Origin of the sequence: Paraherbaspirillum soli (assembly GCF_042654985.1) — a bacterium.
Classification (GTDB): domain Bacteria; phylum Pseudomonadota; class Gammaproteobacteria; order Burkholderiales; family Burkholderiaceae_D; genus Paraherbaspirillum; species Paraherbaspirillum soli.
This window is the reverse complement of the sequence record NZ_JBHSMT010000029.1, coordinates 259,372-281,598: the sequence shown is the minus strand read 5'-3', so window position 1 is coordinate 281,598 and position 22,227 is coordinate 259,372. Positions and strand designations below refer to the sequence as shown.

Genomic DNA, 22,227 nt, shown 5'->3' with positions numbered 1-22,227 from the left:
ATTAGCCGGGTGTGAAGACAAACTCGCCTTCGGCTCAAACATGTCTTCCCACAATTCCCGGCTAACAGTCGTCCCATTTGGCAGCGTCTCAATGCGGAATTCAACGTCAACAACAACCCCAACCCCTCGGCGCTCCGTGGGCCGTTAAGCGGCGGTAGGTTGGGCTGCAAAGCCCAACGTTTGACCTGACAGTGGTGAAAATGTTGGGCTTCGCCTTCGGCTCAACCACAATCTACGACGCCTTCCCCGATTAACTACAGAGGCTGTGGGATTTGACGTTGGGTTTGACGCGGCTTTTGACGTTGCCGTTGCGGTTGCCGTTGATCTTGAATTCCGCATTGGGACGCTGCCAAATGAGACGACTGCCATTCGGAAAAAGAGGGAAGACATGTTTGAGCGAAGCGAGTTGGTCTTTCCTCCGGAATGGTAGTTGGCTCATTTGGGGACCTGACCGAAGGGAGGGCAGTGGCTTGCGGTCGCCTTCTTTTGGTTCCTTTTCTTGGCGAAGCAAGAAAAGGGACTGGCTGCCGGGCCACCCCCGGCGAGCATCCACGGAGTAGCGACCGTTTTAGTTAGCGACGAACGAGGAACGTTAAACGAATGCAACCGTCCAGACTCCGTAGCCCACTCAGCGGCGTAGGGCGGAAAAGCGCAGCGCCTTCCGCCGTTTTGGATGCGTTAAACACCTGTGGCACATCCAACGGCGGATAACGCTGCGCTCATCCGCCCTACGATTTGCGCGCTTGCAGCAGCTCCCATTCCTCGCGCATCACATCGAACATATTGCGGCGGTCGCCGGCCATCTCGATGGCGGTTTTGCCGAGGTCGTAGACCACCTCGTTGTTTTTGGACAGATCGCGCATCGCGCACAAGAAGGTGCACATTTCATCCAGGCAGATCATGGCCAGACGTGCGGATTCGATTGCTTCATCGAGGTAATCGTTGAGAGGGAAATTCAGGGTGTTGTCGGGTTTTTTTGCGTGGGTCATACGGACTCCTGTGGCGCAGCGACCAGCCAGGAAAACGCTTGATGGATTGCTTCAGGGGTGGCGGTAAAGGATGGTTCAGGCTTGGTATTGCTAGTCATGGTGATCTCCAATGTGCGGTGAAGCCGCTGCCCGATTCCAAGCGGGGAGGGCGGCAAATAGCAGCGTTGGAATACCGGTGCACAAAGAAAACCGGCAAGCCCGAAGGCTTCACCGCTACTGCCGCCCATTGAGGGCGATCAGTAGCACGCACGAAAAAAAACCGCGTTGCGCGGTCCGTGCGCTTCGTGCATTCCAGGATTCCAAGCCTGTTCCCCTCTTTCTCAGGGACGTGGCGCGACTATAGACCTTCTTTAGCGTTATGGCAATTAACGCGCCGCGCTCAGACGGGCAAGCTATGCTCACAGAGCCGGCGTCGTATTTCGGCAAGTCGCCACGGCAAGCGGCTCATGCTCCTTCGCTTTCTTGCGCTGAATATAAACGCATCCTATTATCATTTATGGTCTGTGAGACCACTTCCACGAGCCGGCCGACGGCCAAGTGATACGGCGAAGTAATTCAGCTGGAGTGGCGATGCTATCGACTGCACTGATTGTTTTCCGTGAAATTCTCGAAGCCGCGCTGGTGGTGTCGATAGTGATGGCCGCGACAAAAACCGTTGCAGGGCGCGGCTTCTGGGTTGGCGGCGGCTTGTTCGGCGGGATTCTGGGCGCTTGCCTGGTTGCAGCTTTTGCCAGCGTGATCGGCGCATGGGCATCAGGCATGGGGCAAGAGGTGTTTAACGCCGCGATCATGTTCACCGCCGTCGTCATGCTGGCATGGCACAGCATCTGGATGGGGCGGCACGGCCGCGAAATGGCCCAGCATCTGGGAGCGGTCGGCAAGGCGGTCACGGCCGGTTCCAAGTCCTTGAGCGGACTCGCTATCGTGGTCGGCGTCGCAGTCCTGCGCGAGGGGTCCGAGCTGGTATTGTTTCTGTATGGGATCGCAGCCGGCGACCCGGGGCAGGCCGGACCAATGATGCTGGGCGGCTTGCTTGGAGGGATAGGCGGCGTCGGTCTGGGTGCGGCCATGTATTACGGCTTGTTGCAAATATCGACGCGCCACCTGTTTTCGATCACGAATGGATTGATCATTCTTTTGGCGGCGGGGATGACCAGCCAAGGCATCGGTTATCTGCTCGCGGCCGATTTGCTGCCGGCTTGGGGCGACACCATTTGGGACACCTCATGGCTGCTGGCGGACACCAGTATTGTCGGCAAAATGCTGCATGCGCTGATTGGTTACACCGCCAGACCGGCAGGGATCCAGATTGCGGGCTATCTTGCCACGCTGTGCCTGATCGTATTGATGGTTCGGCAATTCGGGAAGCCGGCAGCACAGCCGCGCATCCATCAGAATTAAGTGGGCTAGGAGCCTGTCTCCATCGCCGCTTGCAGATAATTTTGCAGGCCGACCTTGGCGATAAGTTCGAGCTGGGTCTGGATCCAGTCGATGTGTTGTTCGGTATCCTCCAGAATCTCGACCACAATCTGGCGCGACACGTAATCACCCACCGATTCAAAGTGCTGGATGGCTTCCTTGCAACTGGTCTGTGACGACTGTTCAAGCTTCAAGTCGCAGCCAAGCATCTCCTCGGTGGTCTCGCCGATCAACAGTTTGCCGAGGTCCTGCAGATTCGGCAGGCCGTTGAGCAACAGGATCCGCTCGATCAGTTTGTCGGCATGCTTCATCTCTTCGATCGATTCGTCGTACTCGTGCTCGCCAAGCGCGGTCAAGCCCCAGTGCCGGTACATGCGCGCGTGCAAGAAATACTGGTTAATCGCGCTCAGTTCAATCTTGAGCTGGCCGTTGAGAACCTGGATATTTTTCTTGTCGCCCTTCATGACATCGATCTCCATGATTAAAACAATGAGAATGCCAAGCACGCCTTACAGGCTAATATTTTTCATTTGAATGTCAATGTCGGCTTGCGATTAACACGCCAACGACAGCCCTAAGCTCAAGACTTCGCAGGCCGACAATTTCCATATTCGCCGGCAATCGTTGGGCTTTGCAGCCTAGGCAACGCTCTGTTATGCTCCAAGGCAATTTTTTGGATCATTTATCTGGAGCTTCATTCAATGCCTTGGGAATACAGTCAACGCACAGGCCGACCGCGCCGTAGCGCAATCACCGCCGCTGCGCTGGCGGCATTTTTACTGATAGGCGTAGCGTCGCTGGCCTTGGCGCGCGAGCGCCCGCCTTCGCGCGAGGCTATCAGGATGATTAGCGAGATCAGGACAGTTGGGGCGGCCAAAGTGTTGGCGCGGCTGCATCAGAGCGGAACGCGGCACGGTTGGGATTGGGTGGTGGAGCAGGCCGCGACCGGCAATCAGGAGTGGCTGACGGTCATTTATCATTTGCGCGATGCGACCGACGCCGGCGATACGCAAGCGCTTAATGTGGCGCTGGCTTACGCTCTACCCAAAAATCCGGCCGGCGTACTGAAACTGCTAGGCAGCGATTTTCCCGTAGAAAAAATCTGCCGCACGCCATTCAGCGAGCCTGATGCCGTGACCCTGAAACAATATGTCGACAAAGCGCAGCAGGCCCTGCGCGGTGAAACGTCGGAGAAACTATTGTTCAACAGGGACAAATGCCTGGCGCAACTTAACGTCACATAGCTATTCTTAAGTCGTTGCACGCAGCGCCGAATGCCGACGCGTGCACGCGCTAGCCTGGTCGGCAACCGAGCCGCGTAGCTTGGGCTGGAAAGCCCAAGCCGCCAATTTCTTGTGCTGGCTCAAGGGCTTTGGCGGCACCGGACCATGCACCAGACCAATCCTTCTACGTAACCCGTCGCACTCGTTGGCAATTGCCAAGAAATGCGGTGTCAAAATAACAATTTATTTCTTGCTCCCGTCCAGTCCTCGCACTTATAGTTGCCCATTTGATTGATGAATAAGCAATCATGAAAGGGGCGATAAACAGTGATGCGCAAATTACTTCTTGTGGGCGATCCGCCAAGTACAGGCGGGGCGGCTCAGCCACATGGCATTCCTTATGTTGGCGGTGTGGGCGGAATCGACCATGCAATCATCGGCGGCACGGTTTTTTGTACTGCTTGTAACAGCATCGGACTCATTGCGAAGGCTGGCGGCCCCAGCCGCTGTAAGGGGAACCATAGGGAAATCGCACTGGAAGGAGACATCCTGCTGTGCAGATGCCATGTCCATCCCGTGATGCTGTCGAACAGCGGCCTGAGTTGGCACCCAAAGCATGACGACCAGATCGAGTCCCTGGGTGCGCATAGCTCCCGTGACCGGCAGCGAGACAGCGTAAGTGCAGCCACTGCCGACAAATTATTCAATGACCGATTCGTTCTGAGAGGTCCGGATCATCAGCCTATCCCCAACGCCGCCTACGCTGTCGAGCGCAGTTCTGGCGCTGTCGAATACGGAGAGACGGATGGCGCAGGACATACACACCTGCTCTCGTCCGTTGCTTCTTCCGAAAATGTTGACGTTTATCTCGCGGGATAACTATGCCGGAACCAATACACACCGGCCCGGACGGCCGTAAATATAGGCACGTGGCGACAGTAAGCACTACGCCAACAACGGATACCTCTGTAAAAGTTATTACTGTTTATCCTGAGACGGTATGTCCGAATATGACGAATGAAGAGTTCGCTGAAACGGTTATGCGGTTGCGGGATGAAGCTGTTGTACGAACAGTCATGCGGATTGACGGACTAAGTCGTTGGGGTGCGAATGACAGGAAGGAAGTGGTGCAGTGGTTTGGCTCAGACAGTGAAGAGGTGCGTTCGACGTTACTGGAAGGACTCCCCCAAATAAATCGCGTGTTGTCCAGTCTCACCCCATCCAATTTCGTGCGATGGTCAAAAGTAGCGTTGTCTTATCTGAATTGTGATGGCAGCAAAGGCGACCACAATACGACCGCGGCTGTTTGTAAGCCTGACGTGGCAACACACAAAATTGCAATTGGTTTAAATTTCTGTGAGATGCCTGATGACAGAAAGAATTTTGATACGGGAGAACCATTCAATGGCGATTCGAAACTTCTTACACTTGTACATGAAATTTCTCACTTCAATGACACCATGAATTCAGTCGACTCATGGTACTCAACAAAAATATCTCAAGATCGGGCGTTTGAAGGTAACAAGCTCTGCATTGGCAATGCAGACAACATTGCCGGCTACGTTGTTTTTGCTCGGCGAGGTAAATAATGAAACGAATCATCTGCTTTATTGCTATGTCCATATTGATATCGTCAGCTTCCGCAATGTCTTTTGGCGGGTTGGAGCAAGATATCCAGTTCGACGACAATTCGAGCCAAATCGGGAGCGACGATATACGCTCCATTGTTGATTGGAAAATAAGGTCTGTCGAAATGGGCGGCATTGATTATGAAATATTTTTATATAAGGACGATCAACTTGGGATAAGTTCAAATCTCGTTGAGCGTCGTCGCGATGCGATAGTGTCATTAATGAACACGCTTGGGATCCAAATCACTAAAGTCGTAGTTGTGGACCAACAGTCGAAGCGTAGAGAATCAGGTCTATCAAAAAAACAAACAAATACAGTGACGATAATATTTCAGCCGCCATGTACAAAAACTCTTTCGTGCGGACCCCAGCCAGCAAAAAACGTTGACACGATACGGGAATAGGAAGACATGGTTTTATGTGAATTAGGACTATGGGGGGCAGGGCGACATTAATGCGGTGCTGGGTAAGTTGTTTTTGCCGAACGAGGAAAATCATGAAGCGCTTTATCTGTTTAGTAGCACTCGTAGTTCAGTTGCCCAATGTTGGAGCCATGTCTTTCGGCGGGTTAGAACACGACATTCATTTCGCTAAAAATTCAAGTCAAATATCTGCTGAAGAAGTACGTTCCCTGGTCGATTGGAAAATAAAAACCGTGCAATTCGGAGGCATTGATTACGCTGTATTCGTTAAAAAAGATGATCGATTTCAAATAACTTTGAAACTTGCCGAGCGTCGCCGGGATGCGATAGTGTCTTTGATGAGTACATTGGGAATTCAAGTCACTGACACTGACATTGAGGACTTAAACCTCCGACACAAGCCATCTCGTTTAACTCAAGAAGAAATCAGCACTGCGGTCATCTCAGTCCAACCACCCTGCACCAAGACCCATGATTGCGGGCCTCAACCCATCCCGGGATGGAAGCCGCCGGAGTCGAACAAATAGCGTGGCTGACTACTTTAGTTGCCGCCATACGCTGCAAAACCCGCGCTCAGGTAATCAAAAGCAATATGCCACTCACCCCGCGCCGCCATCATCCCGCCCGGCTTCCCTGAACCGGCGCGAGGTCTGCGGCTTGACGAATAACACAGTGACTTCCGGATGGGCGGCTCGGACGCGCTGCTCCAGCTCGATCACCCGGGCCTCGATCTCGGGCGCGCGGAGCGCATCCGCAAATTCGACGCTGAGCGCCGCCAGGATCTGCTGCGGCGCCAGATGCACCGTGATGACTTCATTCGCGTGCTCGACGCCGTCGATTGCTTGCGCGATTTTTAAAATCGAATCGTGCGTGCTCTGATGCGCGCGTTCGCCGATTAGCAGACCCTTGGTTTCTCGCGCCAATATCCATGCGGTCAGCGCCAGCACCAGGCCGATCAGGATCGAGGCCACTCCGTCCAGCACCGGAAGCTTCAAGGCGAGCGAAAAATAAATGCCGACGAAGGCGATCAACAGCCCGACCAGCGCCGCGCTATCCTCCAGCAGCACGATGAACGCGGGCGGGTCCTTGCTGCGCAGGATGGCCCTGACGACGTCGGCATGATGTTTTTTGCTTTTGAACTTGCGCAGTGTGAACCACCATGACGCGCCTTCGAACAGCGCCGATAGCCCGAGCACGATGTAGCTGGCGGCAACGTTTTGAATCGGCTGCGCCTGCAATATATGCGTGACTCCCTGGTAGATCGAGACCCCGGCCCCGAGCGTGAAAATCAGCAGCGCGACGACGAAACTCCAGAAATAAATTTCCCGGCCATGTCCCAGCGGATGTTCGCGATCGGGGCGGGCCGCTGCGCGATGCATGCCATATAGCAGCAGTAACTCGTTGCCGCTGTCGACCAGCGAATGCACACCTTCGCTGAGCATGGCGGAACTGCCGGTCCAGGCGGCCGCGGCGAACTTGGTCATGGCGACCAGCAAGTTGCCGGCGAGCGCGACGTAAATGATGGTGCGCGAGGAGTGGTCAGGATGGACCGCCATTTCGACTCCATGGGAGTGTCGCGGATCGATCAGAAGTATAGAATATTCTTACGCGGATTTCGGTAGTGTGCTGGACGAAACGGAAAGCTTCCGCTCGACAATTTTCTTCATTGTCGTCTCATTGATCAGCCAGGTCCGCCATCGTCAGGATGCACATTTTTGGATTGAATCATTCTTCCATTCAACCGTTTAATCAGGAGGTCATCATGCCAAGAAGTAGCAAGTCAGCCTATACGGGCAAACAGAAACGGCAAGCAGGACATACTGAAGAAGGTTACAAAATGAGCGTGTCGCCGCTGCGCGAAGCAGTGCGGCGCGCGTGGCCGACTGACAATAAACTGGCCGGCGGCGGCAGGAAGCCGGGCTCCGGAAGAGGCCACTAAGCGTCATTGTTCCACCGCCCAATAAAAAAGGCCGGAGTTCGGTCGGCGATAAAGTTACCGACCAACTCTGGCCTCGTTTAACTACAGCAGTTGCAAATTCCCGCTCCCGCAATAGATGCGGAATCCGTCGTACCCTCAACCCGCCGCAATGCTATTGCCGCTGCCCATGCCAACCTTGTGCTTGCCATCCGGGCCATACAGATTCTGACCGCTGGCGCGCATGAAGTTGATCGATTGGCGAACGAAATCCAGGTGCGTATGGATCAGCACGCCATTGCGATGATTGCTTTCCCGCGCTTGGGCGGCGCGCTCCAGCAATTCGTGCCAGACCTGCTGCAAGCCGGGCCCGCTGGCGGCGGCGACCGCATCGGCGCCCTGGCGATTGGCCGGGTAGCCGCTGGCCTGTTGTTGACGTTCGCGCTCCTGGTCCAGCACGGCAATCCGGTCCGCCAGTTGCGCCTTGCGTTCGGTCAGCTGCGGCAATAAGTTGAAATGGCCCTGGATCAGTGCTTCCGCTTCCTGATCCAGCAACTCCAGGAACGCCTCCATCGCGACGCGTTCCTCGGTCAGATGTTCCAGCAGCACGGCGCTCATGATGGACGCTTGCCCAGCAGGTCGCGCACGGTGTCGAGCAAGCCGTCGGCGATTTTTTCGGGATTGACCTGGTAGCGGCCGTCGCTGATGGCCTGGCGGATTTCAGTCACTTTGGCAGTATCGAAATCGCCGCTGCCGGGCTGCGCCAACTGGGTTTGCAATTGACGCACTTGGGCGGTCAGTGAACTCAGGTTGGCCGGCAGCGGTGTGCTGACGCTGGCGGCGGCGGGCGGCGCGACATCCTTGGCGGGCTGCGCTTTGGCCGGACTGGGCACGCTATTGAGCGGATTGGCGGTTTGATCGATTTTCAAGATGTTTCCTCAGTGGGATCTGTCCAATATAACGGCAGTCGGCGCGCAAACTTTAGGGCCGCGATTGAAACAATCGCCGAAAAAGCTCACATTGGAACACAGTCTCTAAATGATTAATTTGACAATTCGACACTGCCGTCCGGGCGCGCGGTGCCGCTGACCACCTGGCCGCCCTGGGTCTTCACCTGTACTGCGGCGCCGGCGATCGCGTTGTTGACGGCTTGTCCCTCGGTGCTGGCGACGAAGCCCGCACCTTGCGTCACCAGTTTGACGTTTTGACCGCGCTGCACCACCGTGGCGCCGTGCAGTTGCTCAAGTCGCAACGGTGCGCCGGATGCGATGCGGTTGACGGCGATCATGCCATTGGCCTGGGCCGGATTAGTGATGATGCTGCGCGGCAGCGTGGTCAGGTCGCCGTCGCGCACGGTGAAATCGGCCGCGCCCAGGGTTTCGCCGGCAGCGATAGGGCGGGTCGCCACATAGTAGCTGCCGACCACCGCCACATAGGCCGGCACGTAGCGGCTCCAGGCCGGCGATTTTTCCGCTCCGGTCTGCGTGCCGTTGCAGCGTACCCCGACCGAGACCCGACCCCACAGGCGCGCGCCGTTCGGCAAGAAAACTTCCGGCGCGTCGCAGGCCGGCAGCGGACCCGAGATCGGCGTGTCGATGCTGATGCTGACCTTGCCCGGCAAGCCCGCGCTTTGATGCAGCAGGAACTGTTCGATCACCGGTTGCGCGCTGCCGCCCAGCGGTGCCGGCCGGGGCGATGCCGCATGGCTGGCGGTGGTCGTCAGTGCGGCGATCGTTATCGCGATCTTGGCGAGTGCGCCTGGCAGCGTCGTTGCGGATAAGGAGCGTCGGTTTGCGCTTGCATGCATGGGATCGGATTCGCAATCTTTAAATAGAGAGGGCAGGGCCAAGGTATCGACGCAGGTCTTGCTCGCACGCGTGGAGATTTTTTAATTTTAAGCAATAGAAGACGCCGGGCAATAGCGGAATTGAATTGCGATTTGCAGCTTGTTCCGCCGATTGCGGTTGCGGGCGCTGCCTATAATCACATCGGTTAGAAGTCTGTCGGCAATGGCGCAGACAAACATATTTGGGGGACAGTAAATGACAAATTTGAGCGAACGCAAGGAAGAGGAGCCGCAGACGCTGGCAGACTTTTTGAAGGCAGTACGATTGCAGCAGAAGAGTGAAAACGGCAAGCGCTTGTCGCTGACGGCGATCCATCATCGCTGCGGCCTGTCGGTGCCGATGCTGAGCAAGCTCGAGGCCGGCAAGATCGTCGACCCATGCGGTTCGACCATCAAGGGCTTGTTGAGCGGTTACAACCTGAAGTTCGAGGACTTCGAGCAGTTCTTGCCGACACCGGGGCGCAACGCGAAGTAATTGGTGCATTTTGCGGTCCAGCAATGGTCGAAGTGCAACTAAATCCCCCGCCTGTTCGTGCGATTGCCGCTTTCGGCGGCTACCTATAATCGTTTCAATCAAAAAATCTGCAAGCTGTTCGAGACCAGAAATCTTGAGCCGCTTGTGATGGATCCGGTCACTTTACGCGGTGGTACAACATGGTTGACAAGCTCGATGCAGCACTGCGCTTCCAACAGGAAGCGCTCAATCTGCGGGCGCGGCGGCAAGAAATTTTGTCGTCCAATATCGCGCACGCGGATACGCCCAATTACAAGGCGCGCGATTTCGATTTCAGCAGCACTTTGGCGCAGGCCGTAGAGCACGGCCGCCAGTCGCAGTCGATGTCGATGAACACCACCTCCTCGCGCCACATCGCCGGCGAAGCGACGGCGGGCGGTGCTCCCGACTTGCTGTATCGGACGCCGACCCAATCCAGCATCGACGGCAATACGGTGGAGATGGATGTCGAGCGCGTCAATTTTGCCGATAACGCGGTCCACTACGAATCCAGCCTGACCGTGATCAGCGCACAAATTAAATCGATGTTGGCGGCGGTTCAGCCGTAGCCGAATTTGATCTATCAAAGGTTAGCGCATGCCATCTTCCAATGTTTCCATGAATATTTTCGACGTTGCCGGTTCCGCCATGAGCGCGCAATCGCAGCGCATGAACGTCACCGCCAGCAATCTGGCCAATGCCGACAGCGTCAGCGGACCGGACGGTCAGCCCTACCGCGCCAAGCAGGTGATGTTTGCGATGGCCGCCCAAGACCAGCAAGGCGTGGGACCGGTCCAGGTGTCCGGCGTGGTCGAAGATCAATCGCCGATGCGGATGGTGTACGACCCCAAAAATCCGATGGCCAATAGCGGCGGCTACGTCACCATGCCGAACGTCAACGTGGTCGAAGAGATGGTCAACATGATTTCGGCTTCGCGCTCTTACCAGGCCAACGTCGAGGTGATGAATACCGCCAAGACCATGATGCTGAAGACGCTCACGGTCGGCCAATAACAGATTTAATTTTCAGATTCCTCATCCGCAGTCGACGCCACATTCAGGAGAATTCAAAGTATGGCAATCAGTGCAACCTCCGCCACCGATAGCAGCAACCCCGCAGCGGCGCTGGCGTCGGCTTCGTCCTCCAGCACCGACATGCAGCAGCAATTCCTCAAGCTGCTGGTGACCCAGTTGAACAACCAGGACCCGATGAACCCGCTCGACAATGCGCAGCTGACTTCGCAGCTGGCGCAGATGAGCACCGTCAGCGGGATCGAAAAAACCAACGCCACCTTGCAGGCGCTGATGAACCAAAGCAGCTCCAGCCAGACCTTGCAGGCGGCGTCGATGATAGGCCGCACGGTGCTGGTGCCGGGCAGCCAGCTGGCGCTCAACAGCGCTGCCGGCGCCACGCTCGGCGTCAACCTGCAAGGCCCCGCCGATACCGTCAAAGTGACCGTCACCGATGCCGCCGGCAATACCGTGCGCACCATCGACATGGGCGCGCAGGGGCAAGGCACGCAGACCCTGGCGTGGGACGGCAAGAGCGATTCCGGCGCGCAGCTGGCCAGCGGTTCTTACAAAGTCAGCGTGGTGGCTGCGGCTGGCGGCAAAGCCGTCGCCGCCAACACGCTGACCTATGCGCAAGTCGCCAGCGTGGCCCAGGGCAGCACCGGCGTTACGCTGAATCTGGCGAACGGCGGCACCGCGGCTTTAGGCGACGTCAAACTATTTATGTAAGCACGACAGGATTTGCGTAGGAAGTAGGGCGGATGAGCGCAGCGTTATCCGCCGATGGATGCGCCACATGTGGCTGATACATCTAAAACGGCGGATAACGCTACGCTCATCCGCCCTACATTGCACAAGTTAGATCTATCAAATTTGATTCGAATTGATTTCAAAAGGGGAGCACCATGGGTTTTGCGCAAGGCGTAAGCGGTCTGAATGCCAGTTCCAGTAATCTCGATGTGATCGGCAATAACATTGCCAACTCGGGCACCATCGGTTTCAAGGCGGGTAGCGTGTTGTTCGCCGACGTGTATGCCGGTTCGCGGGTCGGCCTCGGCACCCAGGTGGCCGGCGTTTCGCAAAATTTCACCCAGGGCGCAGTGCAGACCAGCACCCGCGCACTGGACGTGGCGATTACCAATGGCGACGGTTTTTTCCGTCTGGACAGCGCCGGCGGTGAAGTTTCGTATTCGCGCAACGGCCAGTTCAACATGGACAAGAACGGCTATATCGTCAATGCGCAAGGTTTGCGCCTGACCGGTTATCAAGTCACCGCCAACGGCACCATCGCCGGCGGCACCCCGGCCGCGATCCAGCTGCCGACCACCTCGATGAACCCGAACGCGACCACCAAGATCAACGCCCAATACAATATCGATTCGCGCAGCACGGTGCCGATCACGGCGCCTTTCAACGCCGCCGATTCGACCAGCTACAACTATCAGAATTCGGTGACCGGCTTCGACTCGCTCGGCAATCCGCATGAAATCACCAACTTCTTCGTCAAGACCGGCGCCAATGCCTGGAGCGTGTATCAAACCCTGGACGGCGGCGCCAGCACCAACATCGGCGCGCTGACCTTTAATACCGCAGGCGTCCTGACCGCACCGGTCGGCGGCACGCTGGCGCCGGCTCCGATCCCGCTGGCGAACGGCGCGGCGCCGATGAACTTCACCGTCAACCTGACCGGCACCACCCAGTTCGGCAATGACAATGCGGTCACCAAATTGACCCAGGACGGCTATACCTCCGGCGCCCTGACCGCCTATGCGATCAACCAGGACGGCACCGTCACCGGCAAGTACTCCAACGAACAGACCAAGACCCTGGGTCAAATCGTGCTGTCCTCGTTCACCAATCCGGACGGCCTGCAATCGAAAGGCGGCAACGCCTGGGCCGAAACCGCAGCCTCCGGCCAGCCGCTGACCGGCACCCCGGGCGTCGGCACCAAATCCGGCGCATTGACCTCGGGCGCGCTGGAAACTTCCAACGTCGACCTGACCGCCGAACTGGTCAACCTGATCGTGGCCCAGCGTACTTATCAAGCCAATGCGCAAACCGTCAAGGCCCAGGATCAAGTCATGCAAACGCTGGTGAACGGACTCTGATGATGCTGTCACTGCTCGGCCTGGCTGATCGCGCCGGCAAATTCGCGCCAACTCGGGAGTCCGTATGGATCGCATGATTTATGTCGCCATGAGCGGCGCCAAGCAAGCCATGGAACAACAGGCTTCGGTCGCCAACAACATGGCCAACGTCTCCACACCCGGCTTTCGGGCGCAGCTCAATAACTTCCGCGCGGTGCCGGTGGTCGGCGACGAAGCGGCGACCCGTGCATTTGTCGTGGCAAGCACTCCCGGCGCCGATCTGCACACCGGTCCGATTACCGAAACCGGGCGTCCGATGGACGTCGCGGTACGCGGTGACGGCTGGCTGACGGTGCAAACCGCGGACGGCAACGAAGCGTATACCAGGGTCGGCAGTCTGCAAGTCGGGGCCGACGGCCAATTGATGACGATGGACCGCTTGCCGGTGGTCGGCGATAGCGGCCCGATGGCCGTGCCGCCGGGCGCTTCGGTGATGATTTCCACCGACGGCTTGGTGAGTGCGATCGGTTCCGGCGATCCGGTCACCAATGTGGCGCAGGTCGGACGCCTGAAACTGGTCAATCCGGCCGTCGCCGATCTGCAGCGCGGCGACGACGGCCTGTTCCGCATGAAGGCCGGGGCCACCGCGCCGGACGCCGATCCGGCCGTCACCTTGCAAACCGGCGCAGTGGAGGGCAGCAACGTCAATCCGATCTCGGCCATGGTCGAGATGATCGCCAACGGCCGCAGCTTTGAAATGCAGATGAAAGCGGTCAAGACTGCCGACGAAGACGCGCAGCGCGCTAACTCTTTGCTGAGCCTGACTAATTAAACCAACCATCAACAAGCCCAAGCCGGCGTAACCGGCTTGGGCTTGCAGGAGCTTTAAATATGATTCGTTCCCTCTCGATCGCCAAAAGCGGACTCGATGCGCAACAGCAGCAACTCGACGTGATCTCCAATAATCTGGCCAACGTCGGCACCACCGGTTTCAAGCGCAGCCGCGCCGTGTTCGAAGACCTGATGTATCAAAACCTGCGTCAGGTCGGCGGTCAGACCTCGGACCAGACCACGCTGCCGTCCGGCCTGCAAATCGGCACCGGCGTGCGGATGGTCGCTACCGAGCGGATTCATACCCAAGGCAATCCGACCAAAACCGATAACACCAAGGATGTCGCGATCAGCGGCGAAGGTTTCTTCCAGGTGCAAATGCCGGACGGCACCACCGCCTACACCCGCGACGGCTCGTTTCAATCCGACGCCACCGGCCAACTGGTGACCGCCAGCGGCTATCCGGTGCAACCGGCCATCACCATCCCGCAAAACGCCACCAGCCTGACCATCGCCAAGGACGGCACGGTCTCGGTGACGCAAGCCGGCAGCAGCGCCAGCGTGCAAGTCGGCCAAATTCAGTTGGCGACCTTCCTCAACGCCACCGGCCTGCAAAGCAACGGCGAAAACCTGTACAGCGAAACCAATGCCTCCGGCACCGCCAACCAGACCACGCCAGGCCAGAACGGTGCCGGCACGTTGAGCCAGGGCTATGTCGAATCGTCCAACGTCAACGTGGTGGAAGAACTGGTCAACATGATCCAGACCCAGCGCTCGTACGAGATCAACAGCAAGGCCGTCACCACCTCGGATCAGATGCTGCAACGCCTGACTCAACTGTAATGATGGGGGCCTCGGTGCAGCGCTGGACTAAATCGTTATCGCTGGCGGCATTGCTGCTGGCCGGCTGCGCGCAATTGCCGCGCGAGCCGCTGGTGCAGCAACCGATGACCGCCCGCGCCGAACCGCGGCCGGTGGCGCCGGTCAACGGCGCCATTTATCAATCCGGCTTCATCACCAGCCAGGCCTTGTTCGAAGACCGGCGGCCGCGCAGCGTCGGCGACATCCTGACCATCGTCGTCAGCGAAAACGTCAACGCCAGCAAGAACTCGGCCGCCAACGCCAGTCGCACCGACAGCACCAGCAGCGCGCTGGGCGTGATTCCAAAAATTTTCGGCGGCCTGTTCAACAACCTCGACGCCAGCGCCAAGGGCGCCAACGCCCTGACCGCCAAGGGCGGCGCCAATGCCGCCAACACGTTTAGCGGCGTGCTGACCGTCACCGTGACCGAAGTGCTGGCCAACGGCAACCTGGTCGTCAGCGGCGAAAAACAAATGATGATCAACCAGGGCACCGAGTTCATCCGCTTCTCCGGCGTCGTCAATCCGCGCACCGTCAGCGGCACCAACACCGTCTCATCGACCCAGGTGGCGGACGCCCGGATCGAATACAGCGCCAAGGGTTATATCGACGAAGCGCAGACCATGGGCTGGCTGCAGCGCTTCTTCCTCAACGTTCTGCCGTTCTGATCATGTCATCCACACTCCACCGATTTATGCATCACTCCAGCCGTGCCTTGCTCTGCAGCCTGTTGCTGGGCGCGCTGCTGGCGCCGGCCGCCCACGCGGAGCGGCTCAAGGAACTGATCAGCATCCAGGGCGTGCGCGACAACCCGCTGATCGGCTACGGCTTGATGGTCGGCTTGGACGGCAGCGGCGACCAAACCATGCAGACCCCGTTCACCACCCAGACCCTGAACAATATGCTGTCGCAACTCGGGATCTCGATGGCGCCCGGCACCAATATGCAGCTGAAGAATGTGGCGGCGGTGATGGTCACCGCCACCTTGCCTTCGTTTGCCCGGCCCGGTCAAAACATCGACGTCACCGTGTCGTCGATGGGCAATGCCAAAAGCCTGCGCGGCGGCACCTTGCTGATGACGCCGCTCAAAGGCGCCGACGGCATGGTGTATGCGGTAGCGCAAGGCAATATGGTGGTCGGCGGCGCCGGTGCTTCGGCCAACGGCAGCAAAGTACAGATCAACCAACTCAGTTCCGGCCGGATTCCAGCCGGCGCCATTGTCGAGCGCGCCGTGCAATCGCCGCTGGGCGAGGGCGGCATCCTGACCCTGGAACTGAACAGCTCCGATTTCGGCACCGCGCAAAAGGCGGTGGACGCGATCAACCGCACATTCGGCTCCGGCACTGCCGTCGCGCTCGATGCACGCGTGATCCAGGTCACCGCACCGGCGCAGCCGGAAGCGCGGGTCGGCTTCCTGGCGCGGATGGAAAGCATCGACGTCACGCCGGCACAAGCCGCAGCGCGGGTCGTGATCAACGCCCGCACCGGCTCGGTCGTGATGAACCAGGCGGTGCGGATCCAGGATTGCGCGGTCGCCCACGGCAACCTGTCGGTGGTGATCAACACCCAGCCGGTGATCAGCCAACCGGGCCCGCTGTCGGGCGGCAGCACGGTGGTGACCCAGACCTCGCAAATCCAGGTCAATCAAGCCGGCGGTGCATTGCAAGTAGTCAAGAGCGGCGCTTCGCTGGCCGACGTGGTCAAGGGCTTGAACACGCTGGGCGCCAATCCGCAGGATCTGCTGTCGATCTTGCAGGCGATGAAAGCCGCCGGCGCGCTGCGCGCCGAGCTGGAAATCATTTAAAGGCGGCGCATGAGTGTCACCGGTCCCACCAACCGCAGCGGCGATCTCGATCAGCGTTTTGCGCTCGACGTGCAAGGCGTCGACGCGCTGCGCCGCACCACCAAGAACTCGCCGCAAGAAGGCTTGAAGCAGGTCTCGCGCCAGTTCGAAGCGATGTTCATGAACATGGTGTTGAAGAGCATGCGCGAAGCCAGCCCGTCCGACGGCATGTTCGATACTCAGCAAGAAAAGCTGTACACCTCGATGCTGGATCAGCAGTTGTCGCAGCACCTGTCCGGCCGTGGTCTCGGCCTGGCCGAGGCGATGCAGGCCCAGCTCAGCCGCGCGGTCGATCCGTCGCAGCCGCAGGACTCGGCGCCGCTCAATAAATCGCTGGTGCCAGCGCCGATGCCAAATTCCAATCCGATGCAACCGGTGCCCGGCGCTTTGGCCAACCTGTCGTTTTACGATGCCGCATCCGATCATGCGGGGCACGCCAATGGCGGCGCGCCGCAAGCGCAGGTCGACCAGTTCGTGGCCCGCATGGGCGCTTCGGCGCAAGCTGCCAGTCAAGCCAGCGGCGTGCCGTCGCAACTGATCCTGGCGCAAGCCGCGCTGGAGTCAGGCTGGGGCCGGCGCGAGATCAAGGGCGAGGATGGCAGCGCCAGTCACAACCTGTTCGGGATCAAGGCCGGCAAGGGCTGGAAAGGTCCGGTGGTGGAAGCCGTCACCACTGAATACGTGGATGGCGTGCCGCATCAGACCCGGGCGTTGTTCCGCGCCTATGGTTCGTATGACGAAGCGTTTTCCGACTACGCGAGATTCCTCGCCAGTAATCCGCGTTACGCGCAGGTATTGGTGGCACGCGATCCGGCGGAGGCTGCGTATGGTTTGCAGCGTGCCGGTTATGCGACCGATCCGCAGTATGGGGGCAAGCTGGTGCGGATCATGAAGCAGATGGCGTGATGTACTGATTCGCTGGAGTCAGCGATGACGTAGTTAAATGGGGTCAGAGTTTTTTTTCGTCGGTTGTTTGACGAAAATTACTCCGACCCTTTTTAACGGACTACGGAGTGCTGAGGGTTGTTTTTAGATGTTGTTGTCTTGGCGATCTCAGCTTTTCGCCCTGACGGCGACTTACTTTATTTTGCTTCGCCAAAATAAAGTAAGCAAACAAAAGGCGACCGCAAGCCACTGCCCTCCCGCTGGTCAGGTCCCCAAATGAGCCAACTGTCAGCCGGGTGTGAAGACAAACTCGCCTTCGGCTCAAACATGTCTTCCCACAATTCCCGGCTGCCAGTTGCCCCATTTGGCAGCGTCCCAATGCGGAATTCAACGGCAACGTCAAAAGCAACCCCTCGGCGCTCCGTGGCCCGTGTACGGCAGCGTAGGGCGGAAAAGCGCAGCGTCTTCCGCCGTGTTGGATGCGTCAAATGCCTGTGGCACATCCGGCGGCGGATAACGCTGCGCTCATCCGCCCTACTTCTCGCTCGTCTTTTTGAGCTCCCATTCCTCGCGCATCACATCGAACATATTGCGGCGATCGCCGGCCATCTCGATGGCGGTTTTGCCGAGGTCGTAGACCACCTCGTTGTTTTTGGACAGATCGCGCATCGCGCACAAGAAGGTGCGCATTTCATCCAGGCAGATCATGGCCAGACGTGCGGATTCGATTGCTTCATCGAGGTAATCGTTGGGAGGAAAAATTAGAGTGTTGTCGGGTTTTTTTGCGTAGGTCATGCGGGCTCCTTGTGAGGTTAGTCGAGCCGCGCTGCCAAAACGGGAGGGCGGCAAATAACAAGGTTGACGAACCGGCCCCAGCACTAAGCCACCTCACCGGCAGCCCGAAGGCTCCCCGTTATCGCCGCCCGGAGAGGACGGAGATAGGTGAACGCATAGGCCACATGACGCGGTCTATGCATGCTGGGAGGCAGGTCGTCAAACCTGGTCCCTTCTTTGTTCAGGGACGGGAGCGACTATAGACCTTCTTTGACAATACGGCAACAAGCCGGCCGCATCCAGGCCCGTGTGTGTCAAGAACGCAAAAGCCAAAGTACCGGCCGCTGCGATGCTTTATCGAAGATGAGGGTTGGCCCCTCGTGATCGGCGTGCAGGCGCAGGTCACAAACCACCTCAAGCTGCGAGGGTAAAGAGCCCTGGTGGTGAGCGTTGAGGCTAAAAGGTGCAGATAACTGCATCAGGTAAGAATCGAAGAGACGAACGCAAGTGAACCATTGATGAAGCGTCGTAATGGTATAGAGATGTCGTCGAAACCGTGTACTGCGGGTAGGCACGGGACAAGCTCAAGGGCAACCTGATTACTGCTTGAGCGGCGGCCGGCGTAGAGATGGCGTGAATTCGATTCAGGCTTCGATAAGGAACTTGAGAACCTGTCGTGCCGATGCCAAGGGAGACTTCCAAGTGGGCAGCCCCCACGAGGAACAGAGTACCGACGCGGCGCACAGGGGCAGAAGTGCTCGTAGTAGGAATGAAGGCGCTGTAATGGCGCTGGACCAAAGGGGCACTGTCGTTCGGCCTGCTTCAGGCGGACAACTTATAAAAGGATGATTCGCATGGAACAGGCAAAGCCATTTGTTATTTCTAAACAGGAAGTCTGGCAAGCGTACAAGCAAGTCAAAGTCAATCGCGGCGCGGCAGGCGTGGACGGCGAGACGATCGCACAGTTCGAACGGGATCTGAAGAAGAACCTGTACCGGCTGTGGAATCGGCTGTCGTCGGGCAGTTACCTGCCGTGTCCGGTGCGTCGGGTGGAGATCCCGAAGAGCGATGGCAAGCTGCGGCCGTTGGGCATCCCGACGGTCGTCGATCGGATTGCGCAAACGGTGGTCAAGAACATGTTGGAGCCACAGCTGGAAGCGGTATTTCATCGCGACTCCTACGGCTATCGCCCCCACCGCTCGGCGCATCAAGCCGTCGGCAGTGCCCGGCAGCGATGCCGGTATATGGATTGGGTGGTGGACTTGGACATCAAAGGGTTCTTCGACAACCTCGACCATGCGCTATTGATGAAAGCGGTACGCAAGCACACCGACTGCCGCTGGGTGTTGTTGTACATCGAAAGATGGCTGACAGCCCCGGTGCAGATGCCGGATGGCACGCTGGTGGTCAACGCGGGCAAAGGCACGCCGCAAGGCGGCGTCATCAGCCAGTTGCTGGCCAACCTGTTTCTGCATTATGCGTTTGACCGGTGGATGGATAAGCGTTTCCCAGACCTGCCGTTCGAGCGTTATGCCGATGATGTCATCTGTCACTGTTTCAGCAAGGCGCAAGCCGATATGCTGCTGCGGGCGGTGCAGAAACGGCTGGCCGAGTGCAAGTTGGAACTGCATCCGGACAAGACCAAGATCGTGTACTGCAAGGACGAAGCGCGACGGGGCCGGTATCCGGTTACCAAATTCGTGTTCCTCGGCTACGAGTTCCGGCCCCGCTGGGTGCGGAACAGTCAACGGGGAACCGTATTTGCCCGCTTCACACCGGCCGTCAGTCCGAAAGCGTGTAAAACCATGCGGCAGATGATTCGAAGTTGGCGGCTGCATCTCAAGACGACACTGAGTCTGGAGGACGTAGTCAAACAAATACGCCCGATTCTGACAGGATGGGTGCAGTACTACGGACACTTCAACCGGGCCTTGCTCATTAATGCACTGGGAACCGTCGATCAATATCTGGTGCGGTGGGCGATGCGGAAATACAAACGACTACGGGATAAGTACGTGCAGGGATGGCAATGGTTGAATGGGCTGCGTGCCCGTCAGCCGGGACTGTTCCCGACGTGGCTGCCGAGTCGAGGCTGAGCGACAAGAGCCGGATGAATCGAGAGGTTCACGTCCGGTTCTGTGAGAGCCTGAGGGGGAGGTGCCCTTGGGCGACTCGATCGCCCGGCATCCTCATTGCAAGGATTCTCTGAGAACCGACATCGACTTTCAGAGAGTCGACACCGATGCTTTGAGAGTCAACACCGATGCTCGGAGAGTCGACACCGATGCTTTGAGAGTCAACACCGATGCTCGGAGAATCGACAGCGACGCTCTGAGAGTCGACAGCGACGCTCTGAGAGTCGACAGCGATGCTCTGAGAGTCGACAGCGATGCTCGGAGAATCGACAGCGATGCTTGGAGAGTCGACACCGATGCTCGGAGAGTCGACGCCGATGCTCGGAGAGTCGACACCGATGCTCGGAGAGTCGACATCGATACTCAAAGAATCAACACCGACGCTCGGAAAGCCGAAACCAACGCCAAAAGCTCCGACGCTGCCCAGCGACACAATATAAGTATTTCCCTTATTGCAAATATTTCTTATTCGAAATATAGTTTCGCCCCTACGTGGCGGTCGATATTCGGGCTAATGGAAGAATTTTCCGGATAAGCAAGAACGAATATGCAACATCACGCTTGCGGTCCTGCCCATCACACAACCAACTGTCGTTGCCCGCCTGGGTAACAGCATCGCCTACACGCCCGACAACATGGGCAACCGGTTCAGTGAACAAGTCAAAGATCCGAGCGGTGCCTTGGCGCCAGACCAGCCGCGTGATCGACGCGTTGAATCGCTTACAGCAAATAACAGGAGCACAACAATAATGGGTATCTATCGCAGTCTCAGGCCTACACTCGGCCGCTTTTTGTGCCGGTTTTTTATCGGCGCGGTTTTGGCCGTCAATGCGATGGCGGCGCAGGCGGGGACAATTGCTGTGCCGCCGGCAAAAATTTATTGGAAGGCAACTGGCCTCACAAATAATACGTATTCCTCTGCGGAAGAGGCATGTTCGTCCGCGGAATTTGCTAGTACTTATGGTGCTGGACCTCCTTGGGCTGATTTCGTCCAGACGTCAGCATTGAGTGGATATGACTCTCGCAAGACAGCCACGGGTCAGACGGAATACATGTATCCACGTACGTGGTGCGGTTTTAAAGTGAGGGCCACAGGCGAAATCACCTTCGTAACTGTAGTGAATCAGATGGCCACATGTCCAAGTGGATTTAATTGGGATGGCTGGATAGCCCCCAATGCCTGTTGGGGAAACTGGACGATCGACCCGAAGACCAACGGCGACCATTGTCCTAAGATTGGCGACCCGATCAATCCCGCCACCGGCAATATGTACCGGATCGAAGCGGATTACGTCGGCGCTGGCTCGTCTACATTGAGATTCCAGCGCACCTACAACGCCGGTTTGCAAATCCAGAACGGCGCGCTCGGCGCCAACTGGAGCGGCACTTATGACCGTTCGATTGGGCTGTATTTGAGCAACGGCTCCAACTATGTGCTGCTCTATCGCCCCGACGGCAAGATCCTTTATTTCGATGGCAGCAGCGGCACATTCACAGCCACCGCCGACATTACCGGCAAATTGTCCACGCTCACCGGCAGCGACGGTAAAACCAGCGGCTACCAGTATGTTTCACCGCAAGGCGACGAAGTCGAGACCTACGATGCCAATGGCAAGCTGCTGAAAATTGTTGCCCGTTCCGGCCTGACGCAAACCTTGGCTTACGACAGCCAGGGACGTTTGGCGACGGTGACGGATAACTTCGGTCATCGTCTGGGCTTCGCCTATGACGCTAAAAACCGAATCGTCACGCTGACCGATCCGAGCGGTAGCCTCTACCAATATGGCTACGACGCACAGGGTCAACTTGTCACGGTCACATATCCGGGCGGCGCCACCCGCACCTACCTCTACAACGAGCCA

Annotated in this window: 26 protein-coding genes; 19 read left to right on the top strand and 7 right to left on the bottom strand. The window is 57.9% G+C overall.

Translation table 11 applies throughout. The features are described 5' to 3' along the window. Nucleotides 1-728 precede the first annotated feature (728 nt). Nucleotides 729-989 carry a hypothetical protein gene (locus ACFPM8_RS18905; RefSeq protein WP_378999849.1) on the bottom strand — a complete coding sequence of 87 codons (261 nt, stop codon included), beginning with the start codon at nt 987-989 and terminating at the stop codon, nt 729-731. Between the two features lie 570 nt (nt 990-1,559). Between ACFPM8_RS18905 and ACFPM8_RS18900 the strand changes: the two genes are divergently transcribed. Further along, complete coding sequence (locus tag ACFPM8_RS18900) at nt 1,560-2,390, top strand: FTR1 family iron permease (protein WP_378999848.1); 831 nt, start codon at nt 1,560-1,562, stop codon at nt 2,388-2,390. A 5-nt stretch (nt 2,391-2,395) separates the two neighbouring features. Here the strand turns inward: ACFPM8_RS18900 and bfr are convergent, their stop codons facing one another. Next, nucleotides 2,396-2,872: a bacterioferritin gene (gene bfr / locus ACFPM8_RS18895; RefSeq protein WP_379000251.1), complete on the bottom strand. Its 477-nt coding sequence runs from the start codon at nt 2,870-2,872 to the stop codon at nt 2,396-2,398. A gap of 237 nt (nt 2,873-3,109) precedes the next feature. On the opposite strand from bfr, the gene ACFPM8_RS18890 reads away from it, so the two are divergent. The 5 genes from ACFPM8_RS18890 (at nt 3,110) to ACFPM8_RS18870 (ending at nt 6,211) form a co-directional block, all read left to right on the top strand. After that, the gene (locus ACFPM8_RS18890) at nt 3,110-3,652 is read left to right on the top strand and encodes a hypothetical protein (RefSeq protein ID WP_378999846.1); all 543 of its coding nucleotides are present in this window, start codon (nt 3,110-3,112) and stop codon (nt 3,650-3,652) included. A gap of 309 nt (nt 3,653-3,961) precedes the next feature. After that, on the top strand, nt 3,962-4,510 hold the full coding sequence (locus ACFPM8_RS18885; RefSeq protein WP_378999844.1) for a PAAR domain-containing protein: 549 nt from the start codon (nt 3,962-3,964) through the stop codon (nt 4,508-4,510). Between the two features lie 2 nt (nt 4,511-4,512). Next, nucleotides 4,513-5,220 (top strand): M35 family metalloendopeptidase, encoded by a 708-nt coding sequence (locus tag ACFPM8_RS18880; protein ID WP_378999843.1) that lies wholly within the window; start codon nt 4,513-4,515, stop codon nt 5,218-5,220. After that, nucleotides 5,220-5,666, top strand: a complete 447-nt coding sequence (locus ACFPM8_RS18875) for a hypothetical protein (protein ID WP_378999840.1) — start codon at nt 5,220-5,222, stop codon at nt 5,664-5,666. The genes ACFPM8_RS18880 and ACFPM8_RS18875 overlap by 1 nt, the downstream gene beginning before the upstream one ends. Nucleotides 5,667-5,758: 92 nt before the next feature. Then, on the top strand, nt 5,759-6,211 hold the full coding sequence (locus ACFPM8_RS18870; protein WP_378999838.1) for a hypothetical protein: 453 nt from the start codon (nt 5,759-5,761) through the stop codon (nt 6,209-6,211). 72 nt (nt 6,212-6,283) lie between these two features. Here the strand turns inward: ACFPM8_RS18870 and ACFPM8_RS18865 are convergent, their stop codons facing one another. After that, entirely contained in the window at nt 6,284-7,240 is a 957-nt protein-coding gene (locus tag ACFPM8_RS18865) for a cation diffusion facilitator family transporter (RefSeq protein ID WP_378999836.1), read from the bottom strand. A gap of 206 nt (nt 7,241-7,446) precedes the next feature. Here ACFPM8_RS18865 and ACFPM8_RS18860 point away from each other — a divergent pair, with 206 nt between their 5' ends. Then, a complete protein-coding gene (locus ACFPM8_RS18860; RefSeq protein WP_378999834.1) occupies nt 7,447-7,623 on the top strand; it encodes a hypothetical protein in 177 nt (58 codons plus the stop codon). A gap of 135 nt (nt 7,624-7,758) precedes the next feature. Here the strand turns inward: ACFPM8_RS18860 and ACFPM8_RS18855 are convergent, their stop codons facing one another. From ACFPM8_RS18855 to flgA, 3 genes are all read right to left on the bottom strand, one after another. Next, nucleotides 7,759-8,217 carry a flagella synthesis protein FlgN gene (locus ACFPM8_RS18855; RefSeq protein WP_378999832.1) on the bottom strand — a complete coding sequence of 153 codons (459 nt, stop codon included), beginning with the start codon at nt 8,215-8,217 and terminating at the stop codon, nt 7,759-7,761. Then, entirely contained in the window at nt 8,214-8,528 is a 315-nt protein-coding gene (gene flgM, locus ACFPM8_RS18850; protein WP_378999830.1) for a flagellar biosynthesis anti-sigma factor FlgM, read from the bottom strand. The genes ACFPM8_RS18855 and flgM overlap by 4 nt, the downstream gene beginning before the upstream one ends. Before the next feature lie 113 nt (nt 8,529-8,641). Next, nucleotides 8,642-9,406 carry a flagellar basal body P-ring formation chaperone FlgA gene (gene flgA, locus ACFPM8_RS18845; protein WP_378999829.1) on the bottom strand — a complete coding sequence of 255 codons (765 nt, stop codon included), beginning with the start codon at nt 9,404-9,406 and terminating at the stop codon, nt 8,642-8,644. 235 nt (nt 9,407-9,641) lie between these two features. Here flgA and ACFPM8_RS18840 point away from each other — a divergent pair, with 235 nt between their 5' ends. The 10 genes from ACFPM8_RS18840 to flgJ all read left to right on the top strand — a co-directional run bounded on the left by ACFPM8_RS18840 (nt 9,642) and on the right by flgJ (nt 17,477). After that, complete coding sequence (locus ACFPM8_RS18840) at nt 9,642-9,920, top strand: hypothetical protein (RefSeq protein WP_378999827.1); 279 nt, start codon at nt 9,642-9,644, stop codon at nt 9,918-9,920. A gap of 179 nt (nt 9,921-10,099) precedes the next feature. Further along, nucleotides 10,100-10,507 carry a flagellar basal body rod protein FlgB gene (gene flgB / locus ACFPM8_RS18835; protein ID WP_378999824.1) on the top strand — a complete coding sequence of 136 codons (408 nt, stop codon included), beginning with the start codon at nt 10,100-10,102 and terminating at the stop codon, nt 10,505-10,507. Between the two features lie 28 nt (nt 10,508-10,535). After that, a complete protein-coding gene (flgC, locus tag ACFPM8_RS18830; protein ID WP_378999823.1) occupies nt 10,536-10,952 on the top strand; it encodes a flagellar basal body rod protein FlgC in 417 nt (138 codons plus the stop codon). Between the two features lie 60 nt (nt 10,953-11,012). Further along, nucleotides 11,013-11,678, top strand: coding sequence for a flagellar hook assembly protein FlgD (locus ACFPM8_RS18825; RefSeq protein ID WP_378999821.1), 666 nt, complete (start codon nt 11,013-11,015; stop codon nt 11,676-11,678). A 176-nt stretch (nt 11,679-11,854) separates the two neighbouring features. Further along, nucleotides 11,855-13,057 carry a flagellar hook protein FlgE gene (gene flgE / locus ACFPM8_RS18820; protein WP_378999819.1) on the top strand — a complete coding sequence of 401 codons (1,203 nt, stop codon included), beginning with the start codon at nt 11,855-11,857 and terminating at the stop codon, nt 13,055-13,057. Nucleotides 13,058-13,121: 64 nt separating this feature from the next. After that, a complete protein-coding gene (locus tag ACFPM8_RS18815) occupies nt 13,122-13,868 on the top strand; it encodes a flagellar basal body rod protein FlgF (RefSeq protein ID WP_378999817.1) in 747 nt (248 codons plus the stop codon). Nucleotides 13,869-13,927: 59 nt separating this feature from the next. Beyond that, complete coding sequence (gene flgG / locus ACFPM8_RS18810; protein ID WP_378999815.1) at nt 13,928-14,710, top strand: flagellar basal-body rod protein FlgG; 783 nt, start codon at nt 13,928-13,930, stop codon at nt 14,708-14,710. Next, nucleotides 14,710-15,396 (top strand): flagellar basal body L-ring protein FlgH, encoded by a 687-nt coding sequence (locus ACFPM8_RS18805; RefSeq protein WP_378999813.1) that lies wholly within the window; start codon nt 14,710-14,712, stop codon nt 15,394-15,396. Before flgG ends, ACFPM8_RS18805 begins: the two co-directional genes overlap by 1 nt. A gap of 26 nt (nt 15,397-15,422) precedes the next feature. Further along, nucleotides 15,423-16,532, top strand: coding sequence for a flagellar basal body P-ring protein FlgI (locus tag ACFPM8_RS18800; RefSeq protein WP_379000250.1), 1,110 nt, complete (start codon nt 15,423-15,425; stop codon nt 16,530-16,532). A 9-nt stretch (nt 16,533-16,541) separates the two neighbouring features. Continuing rightward, a complete protein-coding gene (gene flgJ / locus ACFPM8_RS18795; RefSeq protein WP_378999811.1) occupies nt 16,542-17,477 on the top strand; it encodes a flagellar assembly peptidoglycan hydrolase FlgJ in 936 nt (311 codons plus the stop codon). Nucleotides 17,478-17,990: 513 nt separating this feature from the next. On the opposite strand, the gene ACFPM8_RS18790 is transcribed toward flgJ, so the two are convergent. Next, the gene (locus tag ACFPM8_RS18790) at nt 17,991-18,251 is read right to left on the bottom strand and encodes a hypothetical protein (protein WP_378999809.1); all 261 of its coding nucleotides are present in this window, start codon (nt 18,249-18,251) and stop codon (nt 17,991-17,993) included. 833 nt (nt 18,252-19,084) lie between these two features. Here ACFPM8_RS18790 and ltrA point away from each other — a divergent pair. Together ltrA and ACFPM8_RS18780 are read left to right on the top strand one after the other, a co-directional pair. Beyond that, nucleotides 19,085-20,326, top strand: coding sequence for a group II intron reverse transcriptase/maturase (gene ltrA, locus ACFPM8_RS18785; protein WP_378999807.1), 1,242 nt, complete (start codon nt 19,085-19,087; stop codon nt 20,324-20,326). Nucleotides 20,327-21,492: 1,166 nt separating this feature from the next. Further along, the coding region (locus tag ACFPM8_RS18780) for a DUF6531 domain-containing protein (RefSeq protein WP_378999805.1) at nt 21,493-22,227 on the top strand (735 nt) is incomplete at its 3' end.